This is a genomic window from Lysobacter panacisoli (genome assembly GCF_009765165.1).
Lineage (GTDB): Bacteria > Pseudomonadota > Gammaproteobacteria > Xanthomonadales > Xanthomonadaceae > Lysobacter_J > Lysobacter_J panacisoli.
The window spans coordinates 3,090,597-3,115,948 of record NZ_VLNU01000001.1 but is presented as its reverse complement, the minus strand read 5'-3'; the positions used below and the strand labels follow the sequence as shown (position 1 = coordinate 3,115,948).

Annotated in this window: 28 protein-coding genes; 14 read left to right on the top strand and 14 right to left on the bottom strand. The window is 67.7% G+C overall.

The genetic code is table 11. The features are described from left to right. The first annotated feature begins 19 nt into the window (after nucleotides 1-19). Nucleotides 20-601, top strand: a complete 582-nt coding sequence (locus FOF45_RS14635; RefSeq protein WP_158986119.1) for an FMN-dependent NADH-azoreductase — start codon at nucleotides 20-22, stop codon at nucleotides 599-601. Between the two features lie 310 nt (nucleotides 602-911). Here FOF45_RS14635 and serS read toward each other — a convergent pair whose 3' ends face one another. Then, entirely contained in the window at nucleotides 912-2,204 is a 1,293-nt protein-coding gene (gene serS / locus FOF45_RS14630; RefSeq protein WP_158986117.1) for a serine--tRNA ligase, read from the bottom strand. 129 nt (nucleotides 2,205-2,333) lie between these two features. On the opposite strand from serS, the gene FOF45_RS14625 reads away from it, so the two are divergent. Next, on the top strand, nucleotides 2,334-2,981 hold the full coding sequence (locus tag FOF45_RS14625) for an energy transducer TonB (RefSeq protein ID WP_158986115.1): 648 nt from the start codon (nucleotides 2,334-2,336) through the stop codon (nucleotides 2,979-2,981). 10 nt (nucleotides 2,982-2,991) lie between these two features. Here FOF45_RS14625 and aroA read toward each other — a convergent pair whose 3' ends face one another. The 4 genes from aroA to serC form a co-directional block, all read right to left on the bottom strand. Further along, nucleotides 2,992-4,296 carry a 3-phosphoshikimate 1-carboxyvinyltransferase gene (gene aroA / locus FOF45_RS14620; RefSeq protein ID WP_158986113.1) on the bottom strand — a complete coding sequence of 435 codons (1,305 nt, stop codon included), beginning with the start codon at nucleotides 4,294-4,296 and terminating at the stop codon, nucleotides 2,992-2,994. Next, on the bottom strand, nucleotides 4,293-5,441 hold the full coding sequence (gene hisC / locus FOF45_RS14615; protein WP_158986111.1) for a histidinol-phosphate transaminase: 1,149 nt from the start codon (nucleotides 5,439-5,441) through the stop codon (nucleotides 4,293-4,295). Before hisC ends, aroA begins: the two co-directional genes overlap by 4 nt. A 26-nt stretch (nucleotides 5,442-5,467) precedes the next feature. Then, a complete protein-coding gene (gene pheA / locus FOF45_RS14610; RefSeq protein ID WP_158986109.1) occupies nucleotides 5,468-6,649 on the bottom strand; it encodes a prephenate dehydratase in 1,182 nt (393 codons plus the stop codon). Nucleotides 6,650-6,757: 108 nt separating this feature from the next. Next, entirely contained in the window at nucleotides 6,758-7,843 is a 1,086-nt protein-coding gene (serC, locus tag FOF45_RS14605) for a 3-phosphoserine/phosphohydroxythreonine transaminase (protein WP_158986107.1), read from the bottom strand. 180 nt (nucleotides 7,844-8,023) lie between these two features. Here serC and msrP point away from each other — a divergent pair, with 180 nt between their 5' ends. Then, nucleotides 8,024-8,992: a protein-methionine-sulfoxide reductase catalytic subunit MsrP gene (gene msrP / locus FOF45_RS14600; RefSeq protein WP_158986105.1), complete on the top strand. Its 969-nt coding sequence runs from the start codon at nucleotides 8,024-8,026 to the stop codon at nucleotides 8,990-8,992. 70 nt (nucleotides 8,993-9,062) lie between these two features. After that, nucleotides 9,063-9,695, top strand: coding sequence for a protein-methionine-sulfoxide reductase heme-binding subunit MsrQ (gene msrQ, locus FOF45_RS14595; RefSeq protein ID WP_158986103.1), 633 nt, complete (start codon nucleotides 9,063-9,065; stop codon nucleotides 9,693-9,695). On the opposite strand, the gene FOF45_RS14590 is transcribed toward msrQ, so the two are convergent. Then, on the bottom strand, nucleotides 9,664-10,461 hold the full coding sequence (locus FOF45_RS14590) for an FHA domain-containing protein (protein WP_158986101.1): 798 nt from the start codon (nucleotides 10,459-10,461) through the stop codon (nucleotides 9,664-9,666). The genes msrQ and FOF45_RS14590 overlap by 32 nt on opposite strands. Before the next feature lie 81 nt (nucleotides 10,462-10,542). On the opposite strand from FOF45_RS14590, the gene FOF45_RS14585 reads away from it, so the two are divergent. Beyond that, nucleotides 10,543-10,818, top strand: coding sequence for a polyhydroxyalkanoic acid system family protein (locus FOF45_RS14585; protein ID WP_158986099.1), 276 nt, complete (start codon nucleotides 10,543-10,545; stop codon nucleotides 10,816-10,818). On the opposite strand, the gene FOF45_RS14580 is transcribed toward FOF45_RS14585, so the two are convergent. Next, the gene (locus tag FOF45_RS14580) at nucleotides 10,819-11,556 is read right to left on the bottom strand and encodes a DUF8198 family protein (protein WP_233264151.1); all 738 of its coding nucleotides are present in this window, start codon (nucleotides 11,554-11,556) and stop codon (nucleotides 10,819-10,821) included. It lies immediately after the preceding gene. A 113-nt stretch (nucleotides 11,557-11,669) separates the two neighbouring features. Here FOF45_RS14580 and FOF45_RS14575 point away from each other — a divergent pair, with 113 nt between their 5' ends. The 3 genes from FOF45_RS14575 (at nucleotide 11,670) to FOF45_RS14565 (ending at nucleotide 14,772) form a co-directional block, all read left to right on the top strand. Then, nucleotides 11,670-12,917 (top strand): patatin-like phospholipase family protein, encoded by a 1,248-nt coding sequence (locus tag FOF45_RS14575; RefSeq protein ID WP_158986097.1) that lies wholly within the window; start codon nucleotides 11,670-11,672, stop codon nucleotides 12,915-12,917. Between the two features lie 262 nt (nucleotides 12,918-13,179). Then, the gene (locus FOF45_RS14570; protein ID WP_158986095.1) at nucleotides 13,180-13,650 is read left to right on the top strand and encodes a helix-turn-helix domain-containing protein; all 471 of its coding nucleotides are present in this window, start codon (nucleotides 13,180-13,182) and stop codon (nucleotides 13,648-13,650) included. A 141-nt stretch (nucleotides 13,651-13,791) separates the two neighbouring features. Next, nucleotides 13,792-14,772 carry an alpha/beta fold hydrolase gene (locus FOF45_RS14565; protein WP_199244574.1) on the top strand — a complete coding sequence of 327 codons (981 nt, stop codon included), beginning with the start codon at nucleotides 13,792-13,794 and terminating at the stop codon, nucleotides 14,770-14,772. Nucleotides 14,773-14,845: 73 nt separating this feature from the next. On the opposite strand, the gene FOF45_RS14560 is transcribed toward FOF45_RS14565, so the two are convergent. Next, nucleotides 14,846-15,223, bottom strand: a complete 378-nt coding sequence (locus tag FOF45_RS14560) for a hypothetical protein (RefSeq protein ID WP_158986091.1) — start codon at nucleotides 15,221-15,223, stop codon at nucleotides 14,846-14,848. Between the two features lie 219 nt (nucleotides 15,224-15,442). Between FOF45_RS14560 and FOF45_RS14555 the strand changes: the two genes are divergently transcribed. The 3 genes from FOF45_RS14555 to FOF45_RS14545 are packed head-to-tail and all read left to right on the top strand — an operon-like array spanning nucleotide 15,443 to nucleotide 18,777. After that, nucleotides 15,443-17,221 (top strand): M14 family zinc carboxypeptidase, encoded by a 1,779-nt coding sequence (locus FOF45_RS14555; protein ID WP_158986088.1) that lies wholly within the window; start codon nucleotides 15,443-15,445, stop codon nucleotides 17,219-17,221. A 54-nt stretch (nucleotides 17,222-17,275) separates the two neighbouring features. Next, nucleotides 17,276-18,328 (top strand): YbaY family lipoprotein, encoded by a 1,053-nt coding sequence (locus FOF45_RS14550; RefSeq protein ID WP_158986086.1) that lies wholly within the window; start codon nucleotides 17,276-17,278, stop codon nucleotides 18,326-18,328. 59 nt (nucleotides 18,329-18,387) lie between these two features. Continuing rightward, the gene (locus FOF45_RS14545; RefSeq protein ID WP_158986084.1) at nucleotides 18,388-18,777 is read left to right on the top strand and encodes a SpoIIAA family protein; all 390 of its coding nucleotides are present in this window, start codon (nucleotides 18,388-18,390) and stop codon (nucleotides 18,775-18,777) included. 175 nt (nucleotides 18,778-18,952) lie between these two features. On the opposite strand, the gene FOF45_RS14540 is transcribed toward FOF45_RS14545, so the two are convergent. Next, complete coding sequence (locus FOF45_RS14540) at nucleotides 18,953-19,555, bottom strand: YdeI/OmpD-associated family protein (protein WP_158986082.1); 603 nt, start codon at nucleotides 19,553-19,555, stop codon at nucleotides 18,953-18,955. Between the two features lie 83 nt (nucleotides 19,556-19,638). Between FOF45_RS14540 and FOF45_RS14535 the strand changes: the two genes are divergently transcribed. Beyond that, nucleotides 19,639-19,878 (top strand): hypothetical protein, encoded by a 240-nt coding sequence (locus FOF45_RS14535; RefSeq protein WP_158986080.1) that lies wholly within the window; start codon nucleotides 19,639-19,641, stop codon nucleotides 19,876-19,878. A gap of 3 nt (nucleotides 19,879-19,881) precedes the next feature. On the opposite strand, the gene thpR is transcribed toward FOF45_RS14535, so the two are convergent. Beyond that, a complete protein-coding gene (gene thpR / locus FOF45_RS14530; protein WP_158986078.1) occupies nucleotides 19,882-20,451 on the bottom strand; it encodes an RNA 2',3'-cyclic phosphodiesterase in 570 nt (189 codons plus the stop codon). A gap of 246 nt (nucleotides 20,452-20,697) precedes the next feature. On the opposite strand from thpR, the gene FOF45_RS14525 reads away from it, so the two are divergent. Next, nucleotides 20,698-21,219: a DUF2975 domain-containing protein gene (locus FOF45_RS14525; protein ID WP_158986076.1), complete on the top strand. Its 522-nt coding sequence runs from the start codon at nucleotides 20,698-20,700 to the stop codon at nucleotides 21,217-21,219. Nucleotide 21,220: 1 nt separating this feature from the next. Continuing rightward, nucleotides 21,221-21,439: a helix-turn-helix domain-containing protein gene (locus tag FOF45_RS14520; protein ID WP_158986074.1), complete on the top strand. Its 219-nt coding sequence runs from the start codon at nucleotides 21,221-21,223 to the stop codon at nucleotides 21,437-21,439. Nucleotides 21,440-21,462: 23 nt separating this feature from the next. On the opposite strand, the gene FOF45_RS14515 is transcribed toward FOF45_RS14520, so the two are convergent. From FOF45_RS14515 to FOF45_RS14500, 4 genes are all read right to left on the bottom strand, one after another. After that, nucleotides 21,463-22,470: a bestrophin family protein gene (locus FOF45_RS14515; protein ID WP_158986072.1), complete on the bottom strand. Its 1,008-nt coding sequence runs from the start codon at nucleotides 22,468-22,470 to the stop codon at nucleotides 21,463-21,465. Between the two features lie 43 nt (nucleotides 22,471-22,513). Then, entirely contained in the window at nucleotides 22,514-23,800 is a 1,287-nt protein-coding gene (locus FOF45_RS14510) for a cytochrome b N-terminal domain-containing protein (protein ID WP_158986070.1), read from the bottom strand. Between the two features lie 49 nt (nucleotides 23,801-23,849). Then, nucleotides 23,850-24,353, bottom strand: a complete 504-nt coding sequence (locus FOF45_RS14505; protein ID WP_233264150.1) for an Ohr family peroxiredoxin — start codon at nucleotides 24,351-24,353, stop codon at nucleotides 23,850-23,852. A 95-nt stretch (nucleotides 24,354-24,448) separates the two neighbouring features. Further along, the gene (locus FOF45_RS14500; RefSeq protein WP_158986068.1) at nucleotides 24,449-25,231 is read right to left on the bottom strand and encodes an SDR family oxidoreductase; all 783 of its coding nucleotides are present in this window, start codon (nucleotides 25,229-25,231) and stop codon (nucleotides 24,449-24,451) included. Nucleotides 25,232-25,352 lie beyond the last annotated feature (121 nt).

Here is a 25,352-nt window from a genome sequence, read left to right as displayed (position 1 = left end):
CGTTCCATTGAGGCCCATCATGAAGCTCCTGCATCTCGATTCCAGTGCCCTTGGCACCAATTCGGTCACCCGTGAACTGTCCGCCGCCGTCGTGGCCCGCTGGCAGGAGGCCCTGCCCGAACTCGCCGTCCAGTACCGCGATCTGGACACCGAGCCGCTGCCGCACCTGACCGCCCGCTCGCTGGCCAAGGCCGACCCGGCCGAGGCCGAGGCGTCCGAGGCGACGATGCAGCAGTTCCTCGATGCCGATGTAGTGGTGATCGGTACGCCGTTTTACAACTTCGGCATTCCTTCAACCCTGAAGGCGTGGATCGACCGCATCGCGGTCGCCGGCCGCACGTTCCGCTACACCGAGGCCGGTCCGGAAGGCCTGGCGGGCGGCAAGCGCGTGGTCATCGTCAGTGGCCGCGGCGGCCAGTACGGCGATACCAGCCCGGCGGACTTCCAGGAAGCGTACCTGCGCCAGGTGTTCGGTTTCCTCGGCGTGACCGAATTGGAGATCGTGCGCGCCGAAGGCGTGGCATATTCGCCGCAGCACCGTACCGACGCCGTGGCCGCTGCGCACGCGTCCATCCGTTCCCCTCTGGCAAAGGCCGCCTGAGCCTGAGCCAGCGCGTCCCGGCCCACCCCTCCCCGCTTGAGCCGGAAACGCCACGGGCCCGCAATGCGGGCCCGTTTCTATGCGACGACAGTGGGTGCTGTAACGCAGCGCTGGTTCGACGCCTCGCTCCGTTCCCCCTCTTCCGCCCTTCGGGCACCTTCTCCCGCAAGGGGAGAAGGAATAGCACGCGCTGGGCACGCTGCCGCGAGGGGAGAAGGGAATGGTGTCCCTCTCCCCTTGCGGGAGAGGGATAGGCCGCCGAAGGCGGCCAGGGAGAGGGGGCGCGTCGCTGCGTGTCGCCCCTAAGACGTCAGGCGATCCGCTCAGCCCCACCCATATACGGACGCAGCACCTCGGGCACGGTGATCGAACCATCGGCGTTCTGATAGTTCTCCATCACCGCGATCAGAGCGCGGCCGACCGCGACGCCGGAACCGTTGAGCGTGTGCACCAGCTCCGGCTTGCCCGTGGCGGGATTGCGCCAGCGCGCCTGCATGCGACGCGCCTGGAACGACTCGCAGTTGGAGCACGAGGAAATCTCGCGGTACGTGTCCTGCGACGGCAGCCAGACTTCCAGGTCGAAGGTCCGGGTCGCGGCGAATCCCATGTCGCCGGTGCACAGCAGCACGCGACGGTAGGGCAGACCCAGCTTTTCCAGCACGACTTCCGCGCAGCGCGTCATGCGCTCGTGCTCGACGTAGCTGTCTTCCGGCGTGGAGATCGTCACCAGCTCGACCTTCTCGAACTGGTGCTGGCGGATCATGCCGCGCGTGTCCTTGCCGTGGCTGCCGGCCTCGGCGCGGAAGCACATCGAATGCGCGGTCATGCGCATCGGCATCGCGTCGGCCTCGACGATCGCATCGCGCACGATGTTGGTCAGAGGCACTTCCGAGGTCGGGATCAGGTAGCGCTTGTGCGCGGTCTCGCCGTCGCCGACCGCGGTGGCGAACAGATCGTCCTCGAACTTCGGCAGCTGGCCGGTGCCGCGCATGCTGTCGGCGTTGACCAGCAGCGGGACGTTGGTTTCCTGGTAGGCGTGCTCGCCGGTGTGCAGGTCGAGCATGAACTGCGCGAGCGCGCGATGCAGGCGCGCCAGTCCGCCGCGCAGCACCGTGAAGCGCGCGCCGCTGAGCTTGGCGGCCGTGTCGCCGTCGAGCCAGCCGTTGCGCGCGCCCAGTTCGACGTGGTCCTTGACCGGAAAATCGAACGTGCGCGGCGTGCCCCAGCGGTGCTGCTCGACGTTGTCGTTCTCGTCGTTGCCCTGCGGCACCGACTCGTGCGGCAGGTTCGGGATGGTCAGCGCGATCGCTTCGATCTCGCCGCGGATGACTTCCAGCCGCGCCTCACTGGCCTTGAGCTCATCGCCGAAGCCGGCGACTTCCGCCATCAGCGCGCCCACGTCCTCGCCCTTGGCCTTGGCCTGGCCAATCGCCTTGGAACGCGTGTTGCGCAGGTTCTGCAGCTCCTGCGTGCGGATCTGGATCTGCTTGCGCTCGCTCTCCAGCGATTCCAGATGGCCGGCGTCGAGCGTATAGCCGCGGGTCTGGCGCAGGCGCTCGGCCAGCTCGGCGGGGTTTTGGCGCAGCAGGTTCGGGTCGAGCATGGGAACGTGGGGGCATCGGAGTGATCGAAGTCGCGATTATCGCGTGTAACCCCGTCCCGGGGCGACCGATTGCCGAACCGTTAACGCCGTTCTGGGCAGAATCGGGGCAGAACCCCCGATGGATCGTCCATGTCCACACCCGCCCCTGCGCCGAACCGCCCCGGCTTCGACTTCTCCAACTGGCTGCCGGCCAAGCGTTCGCTGCTATGGGTGCTGCTGGCGTTCGTGGCGGGACTGGCGCTGTTCGCACTGATCCTGTCGCGCACTCCGGACCGGGACGCCTTCTTCCGCGCCGACCCCAACGCGCCTTCCGCATCGCCCTCGTACGCGCCGCTGCCGGCGCCCCTGCCGGCCGAAGGCGACGACAACGCCAGCGGCATGGGCCAGCGCCAGCCGACGCCATCGCAGGATGAGGAAAAGCCGCGTCTGGTCGAGACCGCACCGCCTGCACCACCGCCGTCGCTGCCGAAACCGGTGCAGCCGGCACCGAGCGTGGCCACCACCCGTCCGGAACCGATCGCCGGCCAGACGCCGGCACCGCGCTATCCAACCCTGTCCCTGCGTCGTGGCGAAAGCGGCACCGTGACCGTGCGCGCGCAGATCGGCGCCGATGGCGAGCCGACCTCGGTGGAGGTCGCGACCAGCAGCGGCTCGCGCAACCTCGATCGCGCGGCGACCGACGCGGTCAAGCGCTGGCGTTTCCGTCCGGCGATGAGCAACGGGCAGCCGGTAAGCGGCACGATCGTGGTGCCGATCAGCTTCGAACCGCGCCGCTGATCCGACGGGCTCAGCCCGCGTCCAGCGCCACGCCGCAGCCGCGCGCCAGCATTTCGAATCCCGGGAACGACGTCGCCACGTTGGCGACGTCGTTGATCCGCACCTCGCCCGCCGCACGCTGCGCGGCCACCGCGAAGCTCATCGCGATGCGGTGATCGCCGTGGCTGTCGACGCGACCGGAACCGATCGGGCCCGGAACGATGGTCGCGCCGTCCGGATGCTCATCGATGTCCACGCCGAGCGCGCGCAGGCCCTGGGCCATCGTCGCGATGCGGTCGGATTCCTTGACGCGCAGTTCGGCCGCATCACGCACGGTGGTGACACCGTCCGCGCAGGCCGCGGCGACGAACAGCGCGGGAAACTCATCGATCATGTCCGGTGCGAGTTCGCCGTCGACTTCGATGCCGTGCAGCGGTGCATGGCGCACCACCAGGTCCGCGACCGGTTCGCCGCCCTGCTCGCTCGAGTTCTCCTCGCGGATGTCGGCGCCCATGCGCCGCAGCGCGGTGAGCAGGCCGGTGCGGCGCGGGTTCATGCCGACTGCTTCGAGGCGGAGTTCCGAGCCGGGCACGATGCTCGCCGCGACCAGGAAGAACGCCGCGGAGGAAAAGTCCGCGGGCACGTTGACGTCGGTTGCGACGAGGCGATGTCCACCACTCAGGCGCGCATGGCCCGGAGAGAATTCGATCGGCCAGCCGAACGCCGACAGCATGCGCTCGGTGTAGTCGCGCGTGGGGTGCGGTTCGTGCACGACGGTCTCGCCGCTCGCGTACAGGCCAGCGAGCAGCAACGCCGACTTCACCTGCGCGCTGGCGACCGGCAGCGTGTACTCGATGCCCAGCAGCGTGCGTCCACCACGGATGCGCAGCGGCGGCACGCCGCCTTGCTCGGATTCGATCACCGCGCCCATGCGCGACAGCGGCTCGATCACGCGTCGCATCGGCCGCTTCGACAACGAGGCGTCGCCGACCAGTGCGCTGTCGAAGGACTGGCCCGCCAACGCACCGGCGAGCAGGCGCATGCCGGTGCCGGCGTTGCCGCAGTCGAGCGGCGCATCGCTGGCGCGAAGACCGTGCAATCCGACGCCGTGGACGATGCGCTCGCTCGCACTCGGCGTTTCGATGCGCACCCCGAGCTGCTCGAACACACGCGCGGTCGCACGCGTGTCCTCGCCTTCGAGGAAACCGCGCACGTGCGTGGTGCCTTCTGCAATCGCACCGAGCATCACCGCCCGGTGCGACACCGACTTGTCGCCCGGCACGCGCACGCGTCCGCGCAACGGCTGGCCGGCGCGCGCGATCCACGAAGCGCTCATCGCAGCGTCTCCAGCACGTCGTCGAGCGCCGCGAGCAGGCGGCGGTTCTCGTCGGGATTTCCGACGGTGATGCGCAGGCATTCGGGCAGGCCGTAACCGCCCATCGGACGCAGCACCACGCCGCGCGCGGTCAGCGCCGCTTCAACCTGTGCCGTCTGCGGCCCGAAGCGCACCAGCAGGAAGTTCGTCTGCGACGGATACGTGCGCAGGTCGCGTCGTTCCAGCGCGCGCGCGAGCTCGATCCGCTGCGCGCTGTTGCGCTCGCAGCCCGAATCCAGATGCGCGACATCGCCGAGCGCTGCTTCGCACGCCGCCAGCGCGGGGCCGTTGACGTTGAAACTCTCGCGCAGACGCTCCATCACCGCGACCAGTCCCGGCGCACCGATCAGGTAGCCAACGCGCAGGCCCGCCAGGCCGTAAGCCTTGCTGAAGGTGCGCGTGAGCAGCAGGTTGGGATGCGACGACAGGAACGGCAGCGCGGTCGCTGCATCGGCGTCCGCGTCGGCCATCTCGGCGTAGGCCTCGTCCATCACGACGATGACATCGGATGGCACCTTCGCCATGAAGGCGGCGAACGCCTCGCGGCCAAACCAGGTGCCGGTCGGATTGTTCGGATTGGCCAGGTACACCAGCTTCGTCGCCGGCGTGATCGCCGTGGCGATGGCGTCCAGGTCGTGACCCAGCGGCATGACCGGATGATCGTCGGGCAACGCATCGACGACGATGCGGCTCGCACCGGCCGCCTGCGTCGCCAGCGCGAACACAGCGAACCCGTAGCGCGAGAACACCACATCGTCGCCGGGGCCGGCGAACACCTGCGCCAGCAGCATCAGCAGTTCGTGCGAACCGTTGCCGAGCAGGATCCGGTTCGTCTCCACGCCGTGCTTCGCCGCGAGTGCGCGCTTGAGATCCGCACCGAGCGGGTCCGGGTAGCGATGCAGTGAATCGAGCTGGGCGACGATGGCCGCGCGCGCGGCGGGCGACGGACCGTAGGGATTTTCGTTGGAACCCAGTTCGACGAGGTTCTCGGTGCCGTACTTCCTGCGGAACGCGACCAGGTCGTGTCCCGGGTCGTACGCCTTCAGCCCCTGCACGCCGCGCGAAGCGCGCGCGGCGAACCAGGCTTCATCGTGGAGGACGCTCATGCCGGACTCCGCATCGCGCACGGCACTCATGCGATGGCGACCGGGTAGGAACCCAGCACCTTCACTTCCTGCGCATAGTCGTCCAGTTCGTCCAGCGCGCGACGCATCGCCTCCTCGTGCACGTGGCCGCCGATGTCGATGAAGAACGCGTACTGCCACAGCCCGGTATGGCCGGGGCGCGACTCGATGCGGTTCATGCTCAGCCCGTGCGTCGCGAACGGCGCCAGCACGTGGTACAGCGCGCCCGGCTGATCCTTGATGAACACCATCAGCGAGGTCCGGTCGTTGCCCGACGGCGGGAACAGCTCGCGGCCGATGACGAGGAAGCGCGTGGTGTTGTCCGGGCGATCCTCGATCGGACCGGCGATCGACTTCAATCCGTACACGTTGGCCGCACTGATGCCGGCGATGGCTGCCGCGTCGTCGGAACTGCGCGCGCGACGCGCGGCCTCTGCATTGCTGCCGACGGGGATCTTCTCCGCCTTCGGCAGGTACTGGCGCAGCCATGCCTTGCACTGCGCGAACGACTGCGGATGCGAGTAGACGCGTTCGATGTCCTCGATGCGGCCGCCGCGCGACAGCAGGTGCTGGTGCACGCGCAGCTCGACTTCGCCGCAGATCTTCAGCTTCGAGGTCAGGAACATGTCGAGCGTGGACTGGATCGTGCCCTGCGTGGAGTTCTCCACCGGCACCACGCCGAAGTCGGCGTGGCCGGCTTCCACTTCCTGGAACACTTCCTCGATGCTCGACAGCGGCAGGCCGTGGATCGAATGACCGAAATGCTTGTACACGGCCTGCTGCGAATGCGTGCCTTCCGGACCGAGGTAGCCGATCTTCAGCGGCTCCTGCTGGGCAAGGCAGGCCGACATGATCTCGCGGAACAGCCGCACCAGCACTTCGTCGTTGAGCGGACCGTCGTTGCGGTCGACCACGCGGCGCAGCACCTGTGCCTCGCGCTCGGGACGGTAGTAGTCCACCGCGGCGGCGAGCTTGCCCTTGGCCTTGCCGACCTGGTTCGCGAACTGCGCGCGCTCGGCGATCAGCTCCTGGATATGCCGATCGATGCCGTCGATGCGCGTGCGCAACGTGGCGAGATCGAGCGGCGCGACGTCGACTTCCGGCGCCGTGGGGGCGACCTTCTTCGACGCGGGCTTGCGAGTGGCGGCGGGCGCGGCCTTCTTCGGGGTCTTGTCGCTCTTCCTGCTCATTTACGCCTGGTCTCTTCGCAGCCCGGACAAGGCCGAAGGCCACATCCGGGGATGGCGCGGGGGCGCCGGGTTCCCGGGTGCGCTTCGCTTACCCGGGCTACACATCGGTCATCCGTATCGCGACTGGAAATCGCGCATGAACGAAGCGAGCGCCTGCACGCCCTCCTCCGGCATCGCGTTGTAGATGGAAGCGCGCATGCCGCCGAGCACGCGGTGGCCTTTGAGCGAGATCAGTCCTGCCGTGCCCGCTTCCTTCAGGAACGCTGCGTCCAGCGCGGCGTCGCGCAGGAAGAACGGCACGTTCATGCGCGAGCGCGCCGCGTGCGCGACCTCATTGCGATAGAAGCCGCCCGAGCCGTCGATGGTGTCGTACAGCAGCGCCGCCTTGCGCGCGTTGCGGCGCGCGAATTCGGTCACGCCGCCTTCGGCCAGCATCCACTTGAACATGAGGCCGGCCAGGTACCAGTTCCACGTCGGCGGCGTGTTGAGCATCGAGTCGCCGTTGGCGTGCGACTGGTAGTTGAAGATGTCGGCGCGCGGCTGGCCAGCGCGCTCGAACAGGTCGCGACGCACGATCACCACCGTCACGCCGACCGGGCCCAGGTTCTTCTGCGCGCCGGCGTAGATCATGCCGAAACGCGACACGTCCAGCGGTTCGGCGGCGATCGAGGAACTGAAGTCGGCGAACAGCGGTGCGTTGTCGACCTGCGGGATGTCGCGGAACTCGACGCCGTGGATGGTTTCGTTGGCGGTGTAATGCACGTACGCGGCGTCCTTCGACAGGCGCCAGTCGTCGCGTGCGGGGATGTCGCGGAAACCGCCCGCCTCGCTGTCGGCGGCGATGTTGACGTCCACGTAGGGCCGCGCCTGCTTGATCGCGGTCTTGCCCCAGTGGCCGGTGACGACGTAATCGACGGTCTGGCCGGGCGCGGCGAAGTTCAGCGCCATCAGCGCCTGCTGCGCGGTCGCCCCGCCCTGCAGGAACAGCACGGCGTAGTCGTCGGGAATCGACATCAGCGTGCGCAGGTCGGCTTCGGCCTGGCGCGCGACTTCGATGAACTCGGGTCCGCGATGGCTCACCTCGACGATCGAGGCGCCGACGCCGTTCCATTCGAGCATCTCCGCCTGCGCCTGGCGCAGCACCGGCTCGGGCAGGGTCGCGGGGCCGGGACTGAAGTTGAACGCGCGGGACATGAAACGCTCCGGTCAGCAAGGCGAAGGAAGGGTGAGCGGCCAAGTATGCCGCACTGCAGCAGCCTGCGGATTCATGGTTTCCCACGCAACTTTAGCCGCCGTGTGGGGTCTGCCCCCTATAGTGCGGAGACGGTGTCCGACACCGCACCAACGTTCGAACGACGCATTGCCGGAGTAGCCATGTCGCTGCGCGACGCACTCAAGATCCCCGCCTCCGAAATCACGGACGAATCGGTCTACCGCGACCGGCGGCGCCTGCTCGCCGCCTTCGCCACCGCGCCCGCGCTGGGGCTGTCGGGCTGCGTCGACGCCGAGCCCCCGCCGCCGCCGAAGGTCACCCTGACGCCCGCGCAGGCTAAGTCCGGCTTTCGCACGGACGAGACGCTGACCCGTTTCGAGGACATCACCACCTACAACAACTTCTACGAGTTCGGCACCGGCAAGGCCGACCCCTCGCGCGCCGCGCGCACCCTGCGCACCCGGCCGTGGACGGTGGCGGTCGGCGGCCATTGCGCCAAACCCGGCAATGTCGCGCTGGACGACCTGCTCAGGGGATTCACGCCCGATGAGCGCGTCTATCGCCTGCGCTGCGTCGAAGGCTGGTCGATGGTGATCCCGTGGCTGGGTGTCCCGCTGGGCGACGTGCTCAAACGTTTCGAACCGACGTCGCAGGCGAAGTACGTCGCCTTCACCACCATCGCCGACCCGAAACAGACGCCCGGCGTGGTGTGGCCATCGCTCGACTGGCCGTATCGCGAGGGCCTGCGTATCGACGAGGCCATGCATCCGCTGACGCTGCTGGCGACCGGCCTCTATGGCAAGCCGCTGCTGCAGCAGAACGGCGCGCCGCTGCGACTGGTCGTGCCGTGGAAGTACGGCTTCAAATCCATCAAGTCGATCGTCGCCATCGATTTCGTCGAGAAGATGCCCGAGACCGCATGGCACGACGCGCAGCCCAGCGAGTACGGGTTCTTCTCCAACGTCAATCCGAACGTCGACCATCCGCGCTGGAGCCAGAAGAGCGAGCGCCGCATCGCCGGCACCGCCAGCAAGCTGTTCGCCGAGCGCATCCCGACGCGGATGTTCAACGGCTACGCCGATCAGGTCGGCGGCCTGTATCGCGGCCTCGACCTGAAGAAGTGGTTCTGACGCCCGCCCCGCTTCCGCGGTCCTTTTCTTCGAACGGCGTTCGCATTGCGCGGACGCCGCAGGCCATCGCATGCGCAAAGCCTCCACTGCGCTGATCGCCGCCAAGACCCTGGTGCACGTGCTGGCGCTGACGCCGGCCGCGATCCTGGGCTGGCAGATCCGCGAGGAATTCCTTACCGGCAGCGGCGGCCTTGGCGCCGATCCCGTCGCCGAGATCGAACACCGTCTGGGCCTGTGGGCGCTGCGGTTCCTGATGATCACCCTGGCGATCACGCCGCTCCGGCAACTGACCGGCCAGCCGGTGCTGCTGCGCTTCCGGCGCATGCTGGGGTTGTATGCGTTCGCGTACGCCACGGTGCACTTCAGCGCCTACCTCGTGCTGGACCTGCGCGGCTACTGGACGCAGATCTTCGAGGAGATCGTCAAGCGTCCCTACATCACCGTGGGCTTCACCGCGTGGCTGTTGCTGCTGCCCCTGGCGCTGACCTCGACGCAGGCGGCGATCCGCCGGCTGGGCCGCAACTGGGCACGGCTGCACAAGCTGGTCTATGCCATCGCCGTGCTGGCGGTGCTGCACTTCTGGTGGCTGGTGAAGTCGGACATCCGCGAGCCGGCCCTGTATGCCGGCATCCTCGCCTTGTTGCTGGGCTGGCGGGTATGGAAGCGCGCGGTCAGCGCGCGCCGTACAGCAGCAGCAGGCTGAGCGCGGCCGCGATCAGCAGCGCGGCCAGCAGCAGCCACGGCATGCGCCGCACCGATTGCGGCAACGTCGAGGGCGTGCGCGTTTCCTCGACCACCGGCACGCGCTTGGGTGCGGGCGCCGCGGTTTCGCTGGCGCCGGCGCGCGGCACCGGTGCCTCCACGATGAAACGATGCTGGCTGCCGAACACCACCTGGTCGCCCGGCTGCAGCAGCGCGTGGCGGACCGGACGGCCGTTGACCAGGCTGCCTTCGACCGAACCGAGATCGCGCAGCACCACGCCATCGGCATGTGCTTCAAGGCGTGCATGGCGTTCGGCGAAGGACGGCTCGTTGATGCGGATGTCGCTCTCACCGGCACGACCGACCGTGCGCGGCTTGTCGAGGGTGAAGCTGCGTCCGTGGTGCGGACCGCCCACGCCGCGCAGCAGCATGCGCGTGTCGGTGCCGCCGGAGAAACCGTAATCCGCCGGCGCGGGCAAGGGATCGCCCGCCAGCAGGACCAGTTCGGTGCCGTCGACGAACACCGCATCGCCGACGCGCAGCATGGCCATGCGCTTTACCGGCCGGCCGTTGACGTGCAGACCGGGCGCGCCTTCGCGCACCTGCAGCCAGACGCCACGACGGTCCACGCAGAACTGCGCGACGGCCGCATCGGTCGCGACTTCGCCGAGCACGCCGTGGCGGTCGTAGCCGATGGCGTGCACGCCCGGGCTCAGCGCCAGGTCGGCATGTTCACGGTTCTGGAATCGCAGGCGGAGGGCATTCACTGCGCGCAATCTAGCATGCAGTACACACTTGGATGCAGTGGGTCGCGCGCGCACAATACCGCCCACTCCGGGAGGACCGACATGTCGAACATCGATATCCGCCACGCATGCAACCTGCCGCCCGACGAGGCGAAGCAGGCCGTACAGGACGTTGCCGACAAGCTCTCCGAGCGCTTCGGCATGAGCTACACCTGGGCCGGCGACACGCTCAACTTCAACCGCAGCGGCGTGGACGGGCACATCGCCGTCGAGCCGGGCGAACTGCACGTGACCGCCAAGCTCGGCTTCCTGCTGAGCACGATGAAGGGACCGATCGAAGCGGAGATCCGCCGCGTCCTCGACGAACGCTTCACCTGATCATTCGACCGGACCACGGAACGGGTCCGCTTCGCCCGCGAACAGACGGCGCGACACGTCGCGCTCGTCCTGTTCGATCTCGCCGATGAAACGACGCGCGTCGCCGAGCTCGGCGAATGCCGTGAACCCGCGTTCGAGGAAACCCTGCAGCTCCGACAGCCCCGCCGCGCGCGCGGGCGTGCGCGACAGGCGCAGCAGGGTCGATATGCCCGGCAGGCGCAGCGCCTGCCCGAGCCCTAGCCCGACCCGGGCGATCAAGTCGATCTGGTGCCGGCGCAGGCGCGGCAGTCCGCATTCGCGATAGGCCTGTGCATACAGCACGGCGTCGAGGCGACGACGCGATCCGCCGATGCGTTCGAGCACCTGCGCCATGCGCAGGTCGAAGGCGTGGGTGAGCAGGCCCAGTTCGATCGCATCGGCTACGGTTTCCAGCAGGGCCGCGGGCAACAGGCGCTGCATCATCGGCAGCACGCGGGCGATGTCCGCGTCGCGCCGGCTGAAGTCGTGCTCGTTGTAGACGTCGCTGAGGAAGAACTGCGCCGCCGGCCGGCGCTCGGGGTCGCGCAGGAACCGGTCGAAGCTGTGCTCCAGCCGCCGGGCCTGCCAGCGCCGCAGTTCCGGCAGCCAGGCCAGGCCGTTGCGTGGTTCGTGGTGGGGGTCGTGGATGGACTGGTGTTCGCGCAGCAGCCATTCCAGCCGCGCGCCCAGGGGGCGTCTGCGGGGGCGGCCGGGGGGCATGCGGGAAGCCATTGCGCCGGATCATCGGTGCCCCGGCCGGGAGCCGCAACCCCGGCACGGTACGCCGGGACCAACCCGGCTACACTCGGGCCAACTTCGCCGATCGTGCCTTCATGCTGTCACTTCACTCCGCCCGGAAACGCACCGCGTCCGGACGTCCCGCCCGGATCGGCCTGGCCGTCGCTGGCGGCGGCCCCATCGGCGGCATGTACGAACTCGGCGCCCTGCGCGCGCTGGACGAGGCGATCGAAGGCCTGGACCTCACGCGCCTGGACAGCTACGTCGGCGTGAGCAGCGGCGCGTTCCTCGCGGCCGGCCTGGCCAACCGCATCGACACCGCCGAGATGTGCCGGATCTTCATCACCGGCGACAGCAACGAAGTGCAGTTCCGGCCGGAGACCTTCCTGCGCCCGGCGATCTTCGAATACCTGCGCCGCGCCGCCAGCCTGCCGCGCCTGACCGCACAGTGGTGGCAGGAGCTGCTGTTCTCGCGCAACGAGGCGCGCTGGTCCGACCTGCTGATGCGCTTCGGCGCGCTGGTCCCGACCGGCCTGTTCGACAACGCGCAGGTCGAACGCTTCCTGCAGGAGGTGTTCTCGCGCCGTGGCCGCAGCAACGATTTCCGCGAGCTGGGCACCAACCTGTTCGTCGTCGCGGTCGACCTGGACAACGGCGAGGCGGTGAAATTCGGCGACGCCGGCTGGGACAACGTGCCGATCTCGACCGCCGTGCAGGCCAGTGCCGCCCTGCCCGGCCTGTATCCGCCAGTGGAAATCGGCGGCCGCCATTTCGTCGATGGCGCGCTGCGCCGGACCATGCACGCCTCGGTGCTGCTCGACCGCGGCGTGGACCTGCTGATCGGCATCAATCCACTGGTGCCGTTCACCCAGGACGGCAGCGGCCTGCCGGTCAGCCACGAACGCAGCCTTGCCGCGGGCGGCCTGCCGGCCGTGCTGTCGCAGACCTTCCGCACGCTGTTGCAGTCGCGCATGCAGGTCGGTCTGGCCCGCTACGCACAACAGTATCCGGACATCGACCAGCTGATCTTCGAGCCCAACGCCGAGGATGCCGAACTGTTCTTCACCAACGCCTTCAGCTTCTCGGCGCGACGCCGCATCTGTGAAATGGCCTATCGCAACACCTTGGCCGACCTGCGCCGTCGCGCGGACGTGCTCGGCCCGGTGCTGGCGGCCAGCGGCCTGCGTTTGAGGATGGACGTGGTGAACGACGACACGCGCTCGGTCATCGACGGCCTCGCCACGCCGCCGCGCGATACCGAGACCACCGCGCGCCTGCGCCGCGCGCTGGACGACGTCGACCACCTCGTCGCCGAACGCCGACCGCGCCGCCGCCGCGCCTGAGCGGCCATCGCCGCGCCAGCCGTGCACCACCGGCTGGCGCGCAACTACGCGTGACCTGCCGGGCCAACCGGGATCGGCCACCGCTTCGTTGAACCCGCACTCACGCCGTGGGCACGCCGGCTGTGTTTTTTTTGTGATTGTCGGACGGCTGTCGCATGCGGGCTGCAGCATGCAGACGTTGGCCCCGATGTTGCATCTCCCCTGCCACCCCGGTCCCACGCGCTGGATGCGCGATGCATCCCGAGCGACTTCGGAGCGCGTCATGGAAAACCTCGTCAACGATCGTGCCATGCCCTTCGACAGCGGACGTCCGCCGCAACCGTACGCCATCGACTGCAGCGACACCGCCGTCGATCCGATGCCGGACTCGCGAACGCGGACCTCCAGCGGACTCAGCGACAAGGCGCTGGCGCGCACCGTCGCCTACATCCGCGATCACCTGTTCGACAGCCTCTCGCTCGGCGACCTGGCGCGCATCGCCTGCGTGAGCCGGTTCCACTTCGCGCGGATGTTCCGCGCGCGCACCGGCTTCAGTCCGATGAAGTACGTGCAGAACGAACGCATCCGCACCGCCAAGCAGCTGCTGCGTCGTGGCGAAGGCAACATCTCCAGCATCGCCGCCGCGCTGGGCTTCTTCGACCAGAGCCATTTCAGCCGCGTGTTCCGCAAGGTCACCGGCATCTCGCCGGGGCGTTACGCGCAAGGGCTCGCGCGCGACACGGATTCGACCTGAGTCCCCTCGCACGGAGCGGCGCCGCGCATCGATGGAGTGCGCACGATCCTGCAATTCGGGGTACGGAGGCGTTTGCGACAGTGCGGTGGCGTCATAACGCACAGGAGCCCTTCCATGTCGAATCCTCCGATCGCACCCGGGATCGACGAAGCGCGACGCAGGCTGCTGATCGCCGGCGCGCTCGCGGCCGGCGCCGGCATCGCCCTGCCCGGCTGCAGCTCGTCGGAATCGCCGACCGCGGCCGCCCCTGCTTCGCCTCCTCCCGAATCCGCCCCCACCACCGGAGTCTCCAGGACCATGAGCACCTTCACCACGAAAGACGGCGTCGAGATCTACTACAAGGACTGGGGCAAAGGCCCGGCGGTGGTGTTCAGCCACGGCTGGCCACTCGATGCCGACAGCTGGGAATCGCAGATGTACCACCTGGCCGCGAACGGCTTCCGCTGCATCGCGCACGACCGTCGCGGCCACGGGCGGTCGAGCCAGCCGTGGGACGGCAACGACATGGACCATTACGCCGACGACCTGGCGCAGCTGCTCGACCACCTAGACGTGAAGGACGCGACGCTGATCGGCTTCTCCACCGGCGGCGGCGAAGTCACGCGCTACGTCGGACGCCACGGCACCAAGCGGGTGAAGAAGGTCGCGCTGGTCTCGGCGGTGCCGCCGCTGATGGTGAAGACCGACGCCAATCCGGGCGGGCTGCCGATCTCGGTCTTCGACGGAATCCGCGCGGGCCTGCTCGCCAATCGTGCGCAGCTGTTCCTCGACATCCCGTCGGGCCCGTTCTTCGGCTACAACCGCCCCGGCGCGAAGCCCTCGCAGGGCGTGATCCAGGCGTGGTGGGCGCAGGGCATGCTGGGCGGCCACAAGAACACCTACGACAGCATCAAGGCGTTCTCCGAGACCGACTTCACCGAAGACCTGAAGAAGTTCGACGTGCCCACGCTGATCGTGCACGGCGACGACGACCAGATCGTGCCGATCGACGCGGCCGGTCGTGCTTCGGCCAAGCTGGTCAAGGACAGCAAGCTGATCGTGTACGAAGGCGCGCCGCACGGCATTACCGACACGCACAAGGACCGCCTCAACGCGGACCTGCTGGCGTTCGCCAAGTCCTGACGATCGTCGCCCGGAACAAAAAACGCCGCGCGAGACCCGCGCGGCGTTTCTCGTTTTCGCAACAGGTGCCGCGTCAGTAGTCGCGCGCACCCAACAGGCCGACCGAATAGCCTGCCTCGCGCAGCCGCGTCGTGCCCTTCGAGCTGAGCACCACCAGCACCAGCAGGCCCAGCAGCGGCACCAGCATCAGCACCATCAGCACGATGCGCCACCACATCGGGTAATCCAGGCCGCGCGTCATGCGGTACATGCCGACCCAGCTCATCACCATGCAGGCGAGTGCGAGCACGATCGCGACCGGACCCAGCGCAACCCGCAGCAACGCCGCGGCGAAGTAAAGCAGGATGGCGTAGATCACCAGCTTCTGGCCGGACACGACATCGTCGAGCGATTCGCTCGGCCCTTCGCGCGTGGAAACGTCCGCGCGCGGGCTGTGATACGGATTCTCCATGAGTCCCCCTGTGAGTGATGGCGGCCCATCGCGCGATGCGTGTCCACCTGCTCCCCAGCAGGTTGGCGGACGGGGCCGCGGACGAGCCTAGCAGGACGCACGCCGCCCGCGCATCCCGGCACTGCTGACACCGGGCTGGCAGCAATGTGACTCCTGACGGGCGGTGCATCGGCGCGCCTCGGCTACCATGCGGGACTTTCCGCCGAAGACGACCGCACGATGACCCGTTCGCTGCCGCTTGCCGTACCGCTCGTTGCCGCCCTGCTCGCCGCGCTTCCCGCCATCGCCGCGCCCGATCCGTCGCTCGTCACTGTGTCCGAGCGCAGCGGCTTCGTCCGCACCGGTCGCTACGACGAAGTGCTCGCACTGTGCGAGGCGTTCGCGAAGAAGTACCCGCAGGCAGTGCGCTGCCAGGATTTCGGCACCACGCCGGAAGGCCGGCCGATGAAGGTGCTGGTCGTATCGAAGGGCGGTGCGTTCACGCCGCAGGCCGCGAAGGCCAAGGGCCTGCCGGTCATGCTGATCCAGGGCGGCATCCACGCCGGCGAGATCGACGGCAAGGATGCGGGTTTCCTCGCGCTGCGACAGGCGCTCGACGGCGAAACTGCGCCGGGCGCGCTCGATCGCCAGGTGCTGCTGTTCGTGCCGGTGTTCAACGTCGATGGCCACGAGCGCTTCGCTCGCTGGAACCGTCCCAACCAGCGCGGCCCGGAAGAAATGGGCTGGCGCACCACCGCGCAGAACTACAACCTCAACCGCGACTACGTGAAGGCCGACACGCCCGAGATGCAGGCGATGCTGCGCCTGGTCGAGGCGTGGGATCCGCTGGCCTATGTCGACCTGCACGTCACCGACGGCGCCAAGTTCGAGCACGACGTGTCGATCCAGGTCGAACCCGTGCACAGCGGCGACGACGACCTGCGCAAGGCCGGCACCGCGCTGCGCGACGGCGTGATCGATCGTCTTGCCGCGCAGGGCTCGCTGCCGCTGCCGTTCTACCCCTCGTTCGTGAAGAACGACGAGCCCGACTCCGGCTTCGAGGACGGCGTCGCCACGCCGCGCTTCTCGCACGGCTACTTCCCGCTGCGCAACCGCATCGGCATGCTGGTGGAGACGCATTCCTGGCGCGACTATCCGCATCGGGTGAAGGTCACACGCAACACCATCGTCGCGCTGCTCGATCTCGTCGCCGCGAACGGCGCGCAGTGGCAGCAGCAGGCGCAGGCGGCCGACGCGCGTGCAGCGAAGCTCGGCGGACAACCGGTGACGCTGGACTACAAGACCACCGATCGCGTGCGCAGCATCGACTTCCGCGGCTATGCCTACACGCGCACGCCGTCGGATGTGTCCGGCGCGCTGATGACGCATTACGACGAAACCACGCCGCAGGTCTGGCACTTGCCGATGCGCGACGAAATCGTGCCCGACCACGTCGTCGCCGCGCCGAAGGGCGGCTACTTCGTGCCGGCCGCGCATGCGCAGTGGATGGCGGCCAAGCTCGACCAGCATGGCGTGCGCTATCGCCGACTCGACGGCGCGATCAAGGGCGCGAAGGTCGATGCGTTCCGCGCCGGCAAGGCCACGTTCGGCGCGCAGTCGGTCGAAGGCCACCAGCGCGTCACGCTGGAAGGTGCGTGGTCGACGGAAACGCAGGACGTCGGCGCGGGCGCGTTGTTCGTGCCGATCGCGCAGCCCAAGGCGCGGCTGGTGATGGCGCTGCTGGAACCGCAGGCGCCGGACGCGCTGGTCGCGTGGGGTGAGTTCAACAACTACTTCGAGCGCAAGGAATACATGGAGGACTACGTCGCCGAGGACGTGGCGCGCGAGATGCTCAAGGACCCGGTGGTGAAGGCCGACTTCGAGCGTCACCTGAAGGACGATCCAGCCTTCGCCGGCAATCCGCAGGCGCGCCTGGAATACTTCGCGCGCCGGCATTCGTCCTGGGACACGCAGTACCGGCGCTATCCGGTGGTGCGCACCGACGTCGCGCCGCGCTGACGGCATCGCGACGGACGCGCCGCTAGGCTGCCGGGCATCGTGGAGGAGATCCTCATGAACGTCCCGCACCGACTGTTCCGCGCCGCGTCCGTCGCCGCCGTCATCTGCACGCTGGTCGCGTGCCGGCCCGCCGGGCCCGAGCCATCGACCCAGGCGCCGCCGCTCACGCGCGGCGCGCACGCCGTGACCGGCAACGCGACCTACCTCGAACGCATCCTCATGCCGCCGGGATCGACCCTGCGCGTGCAGCTGATCGACTCGCAGTTGGCCGACACGCTGCAGGCGGTGATCGCCGACGCCACGCTGCGCGATCTGTCCGGCCCGCCTTACGCCTTCAGCCTGCCCTACGATCCGGTGAAGTTGCGGCCGAACGGACAGTACGGACTGCACGCCACGCTGTCCGGTCCGGACGGACGACCGTGGTTCGTGACCGACACGCGCGTGCCGGTGGATCCTGCGCGCAACGAACCGGTCGAGCTGCGGCTGGTGCGCGTGAAGAGTGCGCAGGAAGCCGGCACGGGCGCGACGAAGCCCACTTACTGGCAATGCGGCGAAACGCGTATCGGCGCGAGTTTCGAAGGCTCTGCGGATGCCGGAAAGCAGACGGTCGCACTGAGCATCAATGGCCGGGCACTGTCGTTGCCGCTGGCGCGTTCGGCCTCGGGCGCGCGTTACGCGGACGACGCCGGCAACGAGTTCTGGACCAAGGGCGCGAGCGGCACGCTCACGCTCGCGGGGGAAGACAAGCGCGAGTGCACGCAGGCCGATGGCCCCTCGCCTTGGGATGCGGCACGCGAACGAGGCGTTGCCTTCCGCGCGGTCGGCAATGAACCGGGCTGGCTGGTGGAAGTCGGCAGCGGCGATTCACCGTCGTTGCATGCGGAGCTGGATTACGGCTCGCGCAAGATCGACATCGCCACCGTGCAGCGCGACAAGGATGGCCTGCGCTACAGCGGCCAGACCGCCAACGGCACGAAGATCGAACTGGCCGTCGAACGCAAACGCTGCGAAGACCCCATGAGCGGCGCATCGTTCGATGCCAGCGCGCAGCTGCAGGCCGGCGGCAAGACCTACCGCGGATGCGGCGCGTTCCTCGACGCGCGTTGACGCGTCGTGGACCCGATGCGCGCCACCATGCGCCCATCCAACGCCACCGGACACTGGCCATGATCGATATCCTGCCGTCGCCGTCGTACGTAGGTGCGTACCGCTTCACCGCCACGCTGGATGGCAATGACTACGATCGCTGCATTGCCGACCTGGAAAGCCGTCTGCGCCTGCACGAGCGCGTCGGCATCTACTGCGACATGACCGGTTTCACCGGCCTGACCGCCGAGGCGATGGGCAAGGACCTGCGGTATGCACTGAGCAAGTTCGGCGAATACCGCCGCTTCGCACGCGGCGCCATCGTCACCGACAACCAGTGGCTGGCGCGCGTGTCCGACTTCGCGGGACATTTCTTCCCGCACACGGAGATCCGTTCGTTCGAACCGGGCGAGCACGATGCGGCGCTGGCATGGGCGGCGGATGTGGAGCCGTTGCCGCCGAAAGAGTGAAGTGCCCCCTCTTCCGCCCTTCGGGCACCTTCTCAGCTCTGCACTCCCTTCGGTCGCCGCAAGGGGAGAAGGGAAAAGCAAAAGCCCTCCCCAACCATCTGGAGGAAGAACCCTCTCCCCTTGCGGGAGAGGGACAGGCCGCCGAAGGCGGCCAGGGAGAGGGATAGCGCGCGCCCTACTTCATGTACTTCCAGTTCCGCGACTTGCCTTCCGCCAGCCATTCCAGCGTCTGTTCGAGGCGACGTTCACGCGTATCGGCGCGCTTGGCTTCGACGATCCATTCGATGTAGTCGCGACGATAGCTCGGCGCGAAGGCTTCGAAGGTCGCGCGCGCCTTCGCATTGCGACGCAGCGCGGCCGCCAGGTCGTCCGGTACGGCCATCTCCGGCTTCGGCGCGGAGGCCTTCGTCGTCGGGCGTGTCGCACCTTCGTCGATCAGCTTCATCGCCTGCTTCACGTAACCGGCGAGCGCGCGCTTGCCCGGCAGTTCGTCGCGCCGGGTGATGCGGCCGAACTGGCCCATCGCCTCTTCGCTCTTCTCGGCGGCGTCCTCGACGAAGCGCGCGCCGTGCCAGAAACCGAAGCTCACGTGCTGCTTGAACGCCGCCATTCCGCACAGGATCTTGCCGCGATAGGTGAAGTGCGGCATGCCCCACTTCACGGTTTCCTCGGCCTCGGGACAGGCCGCGTGCACCGACTGCCGCAGGTAACCCAGCAATGGCTGCGCGAACGGCGCGGAACGGTCGATGTAGGCGTCGATGCGCGGATCGGTGGCCATGCGGATATCCGGTTCGGAACTCGTCCTATTCTGCGCACGCTTTCGCGTTGGAAGGAATGAGGGACGGCAAGGGGGAACGCACCATGCCCATTCGCGATCGTCGTACGCCTTCGAGCGCCATCCGCGTCCAGCGCCTCATGGGCCTGACCGTCGCGCAGCGCACCATGCTGGTGGCCTGCGAACAATACGGATGGAGACTCGCCTTCATCCGCGAGCCGTTGGCGCATCCGGTACCCGTGCTGTTCGCGACCGCGCGCGACTATGTCGTGGTGCGCGAGGACGGCAGCATCGACCGCCTGCCCGACATCGCCCTGCGCCACTGAGGTTCACACCAGCAGCCAGCGCCCGAGGATGTCGTAGGGGCGTCCGGGCCGGCTGTCGACCAGGACGAATTCGCGCACGCGCCACGGCAGCGGCGCGATCGGCGTCGAGGGGATCTGGCGGCGCACGTCACGCTGGATGGTGAGGTGCGGGACGAAACTGCCGGACGCTTTGATCGGGACGCGGCGCAATGCCAGCGCACGACCGAGGTTGTCCCACAGCGTGCGCAGGCCATCGGGTGTGTCGCCGTGGCCGAGCCACCACACGTTGCTGCCGCGGAAACTCCCGACGCAGTCCAGCGGCAAACCGAACGCCGGCGCCTGCACGGTGGCGGCGGCGGCGACGGCGTCCTCGACCAGCCGTCCCGGCAACGGCCTGAAGTCGCCGAGGAACTGCAGCGTCACGTGGTAGCGATCCGGCTTGAGACGCCGTCCGCCGGGCGCATGCTCGCGCTCGAGCGCCGCTGCGGTCTCGTCGATGCGCGCGCGCAATTCGTCGTGCGGCCACAGCGCGAAGAACAGGCGATGCATCTCGCCGCCCGGCGCCGGTCCGAATCCCAATCCCATCTGTTCCATCGCCACAGTCTAGGGAACGGCGAAACGATTCGAGAGCGCCCTCTCCCGTCGAAGGATCAGATTGAGGGGCCTGGCGTTCGATGCCGCCCCGCATTGACGAGGAAGCGCAACTAGCTGGAAGCACGCCTTCCCGCAGTGGCGTCATGCCCGTATGCCATCAGTTGACACATCGTTTCACGATAATTTGATTATTGTTTTGCGATACATGATATATCGTAAAACAACGAATAGAGGGAGGATCCGGCCATGCTCCAGCCCCCGACCGCGGCGCTCGGCGCCTCACGCTTCCTGCTGAAGCTGCTGCGCGTGTTCAACCTCGCGACCGGCATCGGCCTGGTCCTCGCCATTCCCGCTAGCTTCCTGTTCGAACCGCAGTTCGTCGCCTTCTTCAGCAAGAAGCCGCCCAGCATCGATCCGTCATGGCTCATGCCGATCCTGCGCACCTGGATCGTGTTCGCGCTGCCGATGGTCGCGGCCGTGCATGTGCTGCTGTCGCGCCTGCTCGACGTCGTCGAAACCGTCGGTTCCGGCGATCCGTTCGTGCCGGAGAACGCCGTGCGGCTGAAGACGATCGCATGGTGCGCGCTTGCCCTGCAGGTGCTGGAGCTGGTGTTCGGCGTGATGGCTACCGCGATCAATGCGGCCGGATCGAACGTCGAATGGAAGTTCTCACTGACCGGCTGGCTCGCCGTGGTGCTGCTGTTCGTACTCGCGCGCGTGTTCGAGGAAGGCACGCAGATGCGCGAAGACCTGGAAGCGATGGTCTGACATGGCCATCTTCGTGAAACTCGACGAAGTGCTGCACGACCGGCGCATGACGCTCACCGAACTGTCCGGGAAGGTCGGCATCACCCTGGCCAACCTGTCGATCCTCAAGACCGGCAAGGCGCGCGGCATGCGCTTCGCCACGCTCGAGGCGATCTGCGAAGCGCTCCGCTGCCAGCCCGGCGACCTGCTCGAATTCCGCCGCGACGGCGACGACACGTAGTCGTCGCACGCGACCGGGTCGCCTTACACCGCGATATCGCTGGCTTGCCGCGACGGCGACGGCACGTCGATTTCGCCGAGCATCTCACGCAGCTCGCTCTCGATCTCCTCGCAGATGCGCGAGATCGGCACGTCGTTGGAGCCGCCCTCGAACGGGTTCTCGGTGCTCTCGCCGACCTTGTCGAGCGAGGTGTACATCCACGAGATCAGCAGGCTCAGTGGAATCGTCATCCACACCATGTTGCCCTTGGCCCAGCCTTCGACCGATTCGTTGAGCGCTTCGAACTCGCCGATCATGCCGAACGGCAGCAACAGCACCATGATCTTCACGAACAGCGAATTGACGAAGGCGTGCTGGCGCGGGTACGGGAAGTTCTTGATCCGTTCGCTCCGGCTCTGTTCGTCGATCAGGTCGCGAAGCGCCTTCTGCAGCTCGGCGAACTGCGACGGACCGATCTCCCCACGAGCCAGCAGTTCCTTCAGCGCCGCGCTCTGCAATGCGATCACCTGCACCGCGCGACTGTCCGACGCCAGCACCTGCGATACCTCGTTCTTCGGCAGATAACGCAGCAATTCCGACTCCAGCGTGCGCTCACGCTCCGGCACGGAGTACAGACGGCGATACTCGACGTTGCTCACTTCGTCCTGGTGCTCCCACGCCTTGGCATGGCGCAACTGATGACGCAGCGCAGTCAGCCAGGCGAGATGGCGGTACACGAGCTGCCGCGCGCGATCCGGATCGGCCACGTAATCGCGACTCATCGTGCCCCACGCGCGGCTGCGGGCGACGATCGACGACCACGCCTGCTGCGCGTCCTGCATGCGGTTGTAGGTCTGAATGTTCTTGAAGCCGGCCGACAACGCGACGGTGGCGCCCAGCAGGAACACCACGCCCCACGGGATCACGATCCACTTGAGGCCCACGACCTGGTAGAGGACGACCGGAATCACGCTGAGGACCAGCAGCACGTAGATCGTGCGGCGCGTCCATAGCAGGAACTCCGGCAGTCTGTAGCCTTTACCCGTATGCATGGCGGTTCTCCAGCTGGCGGCCGCGAGCGGCCTTGCGTTGTCGTCAGGTCACTCGTTCGGGCACCGGCCGCGTGCGTTCGAAGCCGAAGCGGGTGTACACCCAGGTGAAGGCGAAGAATCCGAAGTAGCCGGCCAGCAGGACGCGGCCGATCCAGTTCTCTATCAGGTTCACGTCGGTGCCCTCGCCCAGCATGCGCGGCAGCAGCGAGGCGATCGCGCCGATGCCGACCGCGCCGAGCAGCACGAACGACACCACGAACACGCCCAGCGCCACCTTGTAGCCGAGCCCGCGGTAGCGCACCGACTTCACCCTGCCGCGATCGATCCACGGCAATCCGAACAGCGCCAGGATCGCCGCGCCCATCACGACCACGCCGAGGATCTTGTCCGGCACCACGCGCAACATCGCGTAGTACGGCGTGAAGTACCACACCGGCTTGATGTGCTCGGGAGTGACCAGCGGATTGGCTTCGGTGAAGTTGTCGTGCTCCAGGAACAGCCCGCCGACGGTCGGCGCGAAGAAGATCAGGAACGCAGCCAGCAGCAGGAAGATCGTCGTGCTGAAGAGGTCTTCCACCGAGTAGTACGGATGGAACGGAATTCCGTCCACCGGCTTGCCGTCGGGCCCGGTGTTCTCGTGGATCTCCACGCCGTCGGGATTGTTGGAACCGACCTCGTGCAGCGCCAGCACGTGTATCGTCACCAGGAACAGCAGCACGATCGGCAACGCCACCACGTGCAGCGAGAAGAACCGGTTGAGCGTGGCGTCACCCGGTACGTAATCGCCCATCACCCAGTGCTGCAGGCTCTCGCCGACCCACGGGATCGCGCCGAACAGCGAGATGATCACCTTCGCGCCCCAGAACGACATCTGGCCCCACGGCAACACGTAACCCATGAAGGCTTCGGCCATCAGCAGCAGGTAGATCAGCATGCCGAGGATCCACACCAGTTCGCGCGGTTTCTTGTACGAGCCGTACAGCAGGCCACGCATCATGTGGAAGTAGATGACCACGAAGAACAGCGACGCGCCGGTGGAGTGCATGTAGCGGATCAGCCAGCCCCACTCCACGTCGCGCATGATGTATTCGACCGACGCGAACGCCTCCGCCGCCGACGGTTTGAAATGCATCGCCAGGAAGATGCCCGTGACCAGCTGGTTGACCAGCACCACCAGCGCGAGCACACCGAAGTAGTACCAGACGTTGAAGTTCTTCGGCGCGTAGTAGCGGCTGGTGTGCGCGGCAATGAACGAGACCGCCGGGAGCCGGTCCTCGACCCAGGCCAGCAGCCGGTTCTTCGGTTGGATGCGCTCGATCTTGAGGGACATGGTGTGGTTGCCTTGGCGCGGCGGTCAGCAGGGTTCCGCGCCGTCGTGGTTAACCCGTGTGTTCGGAGGCGACCGCCACGACATGGTCGATGCCGTGGCGGAACATCTTGGCGTAGGGACAGATGCGCTCGGTGTTGCGGACCAGCTCGGCCGCAAGCGCGCGGTCCACGCCGGGAAGGACGACCGTGATGTCGGCCGACAGCAGGAACAGTCCGTCCATCGGATCGCGCGCGAAGGTCACTGCGGCATCGATCACGAGGTTGCCGATCTCGATGCCGGCACGTTGCGCCAACAGCGTCAGCGCACCGTGGAAGCAGGCGGCATAACCGGCGGCGAGCAGCTGTTCGGGATTGCTGCCGCCGCCGGGGCCACCGAGTTCGGTGGGCAGGCGCAGGTTTACGTCGAGCGCGCCGTCATCGGACATCACCACGCCGGAGGCGCGCCCATGACGGGCTTCGCCGCCGGTCACGCGCACGCGACCGATGTAGAGCGCTGCGGCGTCATCGCCGTAGTACTTGTCGAGCAGACTCGTCGGCGGCGGTTGCAGCGGCATGATGCGGGATCCTGATGGTGATCGTGGGGCGCGCCACGGGATCGCCCGCGTCGCGCCGTCTTCCGTGGAGTCGCTGGACCTTCGACCCGGACGCCTCAGCCGGCCGCCGCGCGCGGGGCCTGGCCGCCGAAATCCGACTGCGCGAACCAACGCTCGAAATCCTGCGCGCCCTGGAACGCCGGGGGCGCGTGGGGAACCAGCGTGTCGTTCTGCAGTTCCGCGCCGAAGTACGGCGCATGCACGTCGGCGACCACTTCGCGCGCATCCTGGGTGGCGCTCATGAAGCGCTGCGCGAGCGCGGACAACGGTTGGCGCTCCGGCCCGGCGATCTCGACCATGCCGTTCCTCGGTGCTTCCAGCGCGAAGCGCGTGACCGCATCGGCGACGTCGTCCGCCGCGATCGCCTGCACCAGCGCCGGCGGCAGGTGCACCGTCTCGCCCTGCGTGCCGGACTTGATCATGCTCGGCAGGAACTCGAAGAACTGCGTCGAGTGGATGATGGTGTACGGAATGCCGGACCCGCGGATCAGCTTCTCCTGCGCGATCTTGGCGCGGAAATACGCGCTTTCCGGCAGGCGTTCGGTGCCGACCACGGACAATGCGACGTGATGTCCCACGCCCGCCTTCGCTTCGGCGCCGTGGATGTTGCGACCTGCGGTCTGGAAGAAGTCCATGACCGCCTGCGCCTCGAACGACGGCGAATTGGACAGGTCGATCACGATGTCGGTACCCGCCATCGCAGCATCCAGCCCTTCGCCGCTGAGGATGTCGACGCCGGTGGACGGCGCGGCCACGACCGCTTCGTGGCCCGCGTCGCGAAGGCGCGCGACCACCTTGCTGCCGATCAGTCCGGTACCGCCGATGACAAGGACTTTCATGTCGCACCTCTGCGTGTTCTGGATGGGGGACGAGGCGTCCCTTCGTCAGCGGACGGCGCTCTCATGCAGCATCGATGCTAGGAACCGCCTCCCGCCAGCGGAAGCCATCGCACCGGATGCA

Bases quoted from the DNA above. Each gene is read 5' to 3' on its own strand.
- msrP (WP_158986105.1), top strand. From the start codon at position 8,024: ATGTCGCTGCGCGACGCACTCAAGATCCCCGCCTCCGAAATCACGGAC.
- hisC (WP_158986111.1), bottom strand. From the start codon at position 5,441: ATGAGCGTCCTCCACGATGAAGCCTGGTTCGCCGCGCGCGCTTCGCGC.
- FOF45_RS14635 (WP_158986119.1), top strand. From the start codon at position 20: ATGAAGCTCCTGCATCTCGATTCCAGTGCCCTTGGCACCAATTCGGTC.
- FOF45_RS14560 (WP_158986091.1), bottom strand. From the start codon at position 15,223: ATGGAGAATCCGTATCACAGCCCGCGCGCGGACGTTTCCACGCGCGAA.
- serC (WP_158986107.1), bottom strand. From the start codon at position 7,843: ATGTCCCGCGCGTTCAACTTCAGTCCCGGCCCCGCGACCCTGCCCGAG.
- FOF45_RS14500 (WP_158986068.1), bottom strand. From the start codon at position 25,231: ATGAAAGTCCTTGTCATCGGCGGTACCGGACTGATCGGCAGCAAGGTG.
- FOF45_RS14555 (WP_158986088.1), top strand. From the start codon at position 15,443: ATGACCCGTTCGCTGCCGCTTGCCGTACCGCTCGTTGCCGCCCTGCTC.
- FOF45_RS14515 (WP_158986072.1), bottom strand. From the start codon at position 22,470: ATGCATACGGGTAAAGGCTACAGACTGCCGGAGTTCCTGCTATGGACG.
- FOF45_RS14525 (WP_158986076.1), top strand. From the start codon at position 20,698: ATGCTCCAGCCCCCGACCGCGGCGCTCGGCGCCTCACGCTTCCTGCTG.
- FOF45_RS14575 (WP_158986097.1), top strand. From the start codon at position 11,670: ATGCTGTCACTTCACTCCGCCCGGAAACGCACCGCGTCCGGACGTCCC.
- serS (WP_158986117.1), bottom strand. From the start codon at position 2,204: ATGCTCGACCCGAACCTGCTGCGCCAAAACCCCGCCGAGCTGGCCGAG.
- FOF45_RS14585 (WP_158986099.1), top strand. From the start codon at position 10,543: ATGTCGAACATCGATATCCGCCACGCATGCAACCTGCCGCCCGACGAG.
- FOF45_RS14540 (WP_158986082.1), bottom strand. From the start codon at position 19,555: ATGGCCACCGATCCGCGCATCGACGCCTACATCGACCGTTCCGCGCCG.
- FOF45_RS14580 (WP_233264151.1), bottom strand. From the start codon at position 11,556: ATGCCCCCCGGCCGCCCCCGCAGACGCCCCCTGGGCGCGCGGCTGGAA.
- FOF45_RS14535 (WP_158986080.1), top strand. From the start codon at position 19,639: ATGCCCATTCGCGATCGTCGTACGCCTTCGAGCGCCATCCGCGTCCAG.
- FOF45_RS14520 (WP_158986074.1), top strand. From the start codon at position 21,221: ATGGCCATCTTCGTGAAACTCGACGAAGTGCTGCACGACCGGCGCATG.
- FOF45_RS14505 (WP_233264150.1), bottom strand. From the start codon at position 24,353: ATGCCGCTGCAACCGCCGCCGACGAGTCTGCTCGACAAGTACTACGGC.
- msrQ (WP_158986103.1), top strand. From the start codon at position 9,063: ATGCGCAAAGCCTCCACTGCGCTGATCGCCGCCAAGACCCTGGTGCAC.
- FOF45_RS14545 (WP_158986084.1), top strand. From the start codon at position 18,388: ATGATCGATATCCTGCCGTCGCCGTCGTACGTAGGTGCGTACCGCTTC.
- FOF45_RS14570 (WP_158986095.1), top strand. From the start codon at position 13,180: ATGGAAAACCTCGTCAACGATCGTGCCATGCCCTTCGACAGCGGACGT.
- FOF45_RS14625 (WP_158986115.1), top strand. From the start codon at position 2,334: ATGTCCACACCCGCCCCTGCGCCGAACCGCCCCGGCTTCGACTTCTCC.
- thpR (WP_158986078.1), bottom strand. From the start codon at position 20,451: ATGGAACAGATGGGATTGGGATTCGGACCGGCGCCGGGCGGCGAGATG.
- FOF45_RS14550 (WP_158986086.1), top strand. From the start codon at position 17,276: ATGAACGTCCCGCACCGACTGTTCCGCGCCGCGTCCGTCGCCGCCGTC.
- pheA (WP_158986109.1), bottom strand. From the start codon at position 6,649: ATGAGCAGGAAGAGCGACAAGACCCCGAAGAAGGCCGCGCCCGCCGCC.
- FOF45_RS14510 (WP_158986070.1), bottom strand. From the start codon at position 23,800: ATGTCCCTCAAGATCGAGCGCATCCAACCGAAGAACCGGCTGCTGGCC.
- aroA (WP_158986113.1), bottom strand. From the start codon at position 4,296: ATGAGCGCTTCGTGGATCGCGCGCGCCGGCCAGCCGTTGCGCGGACGC.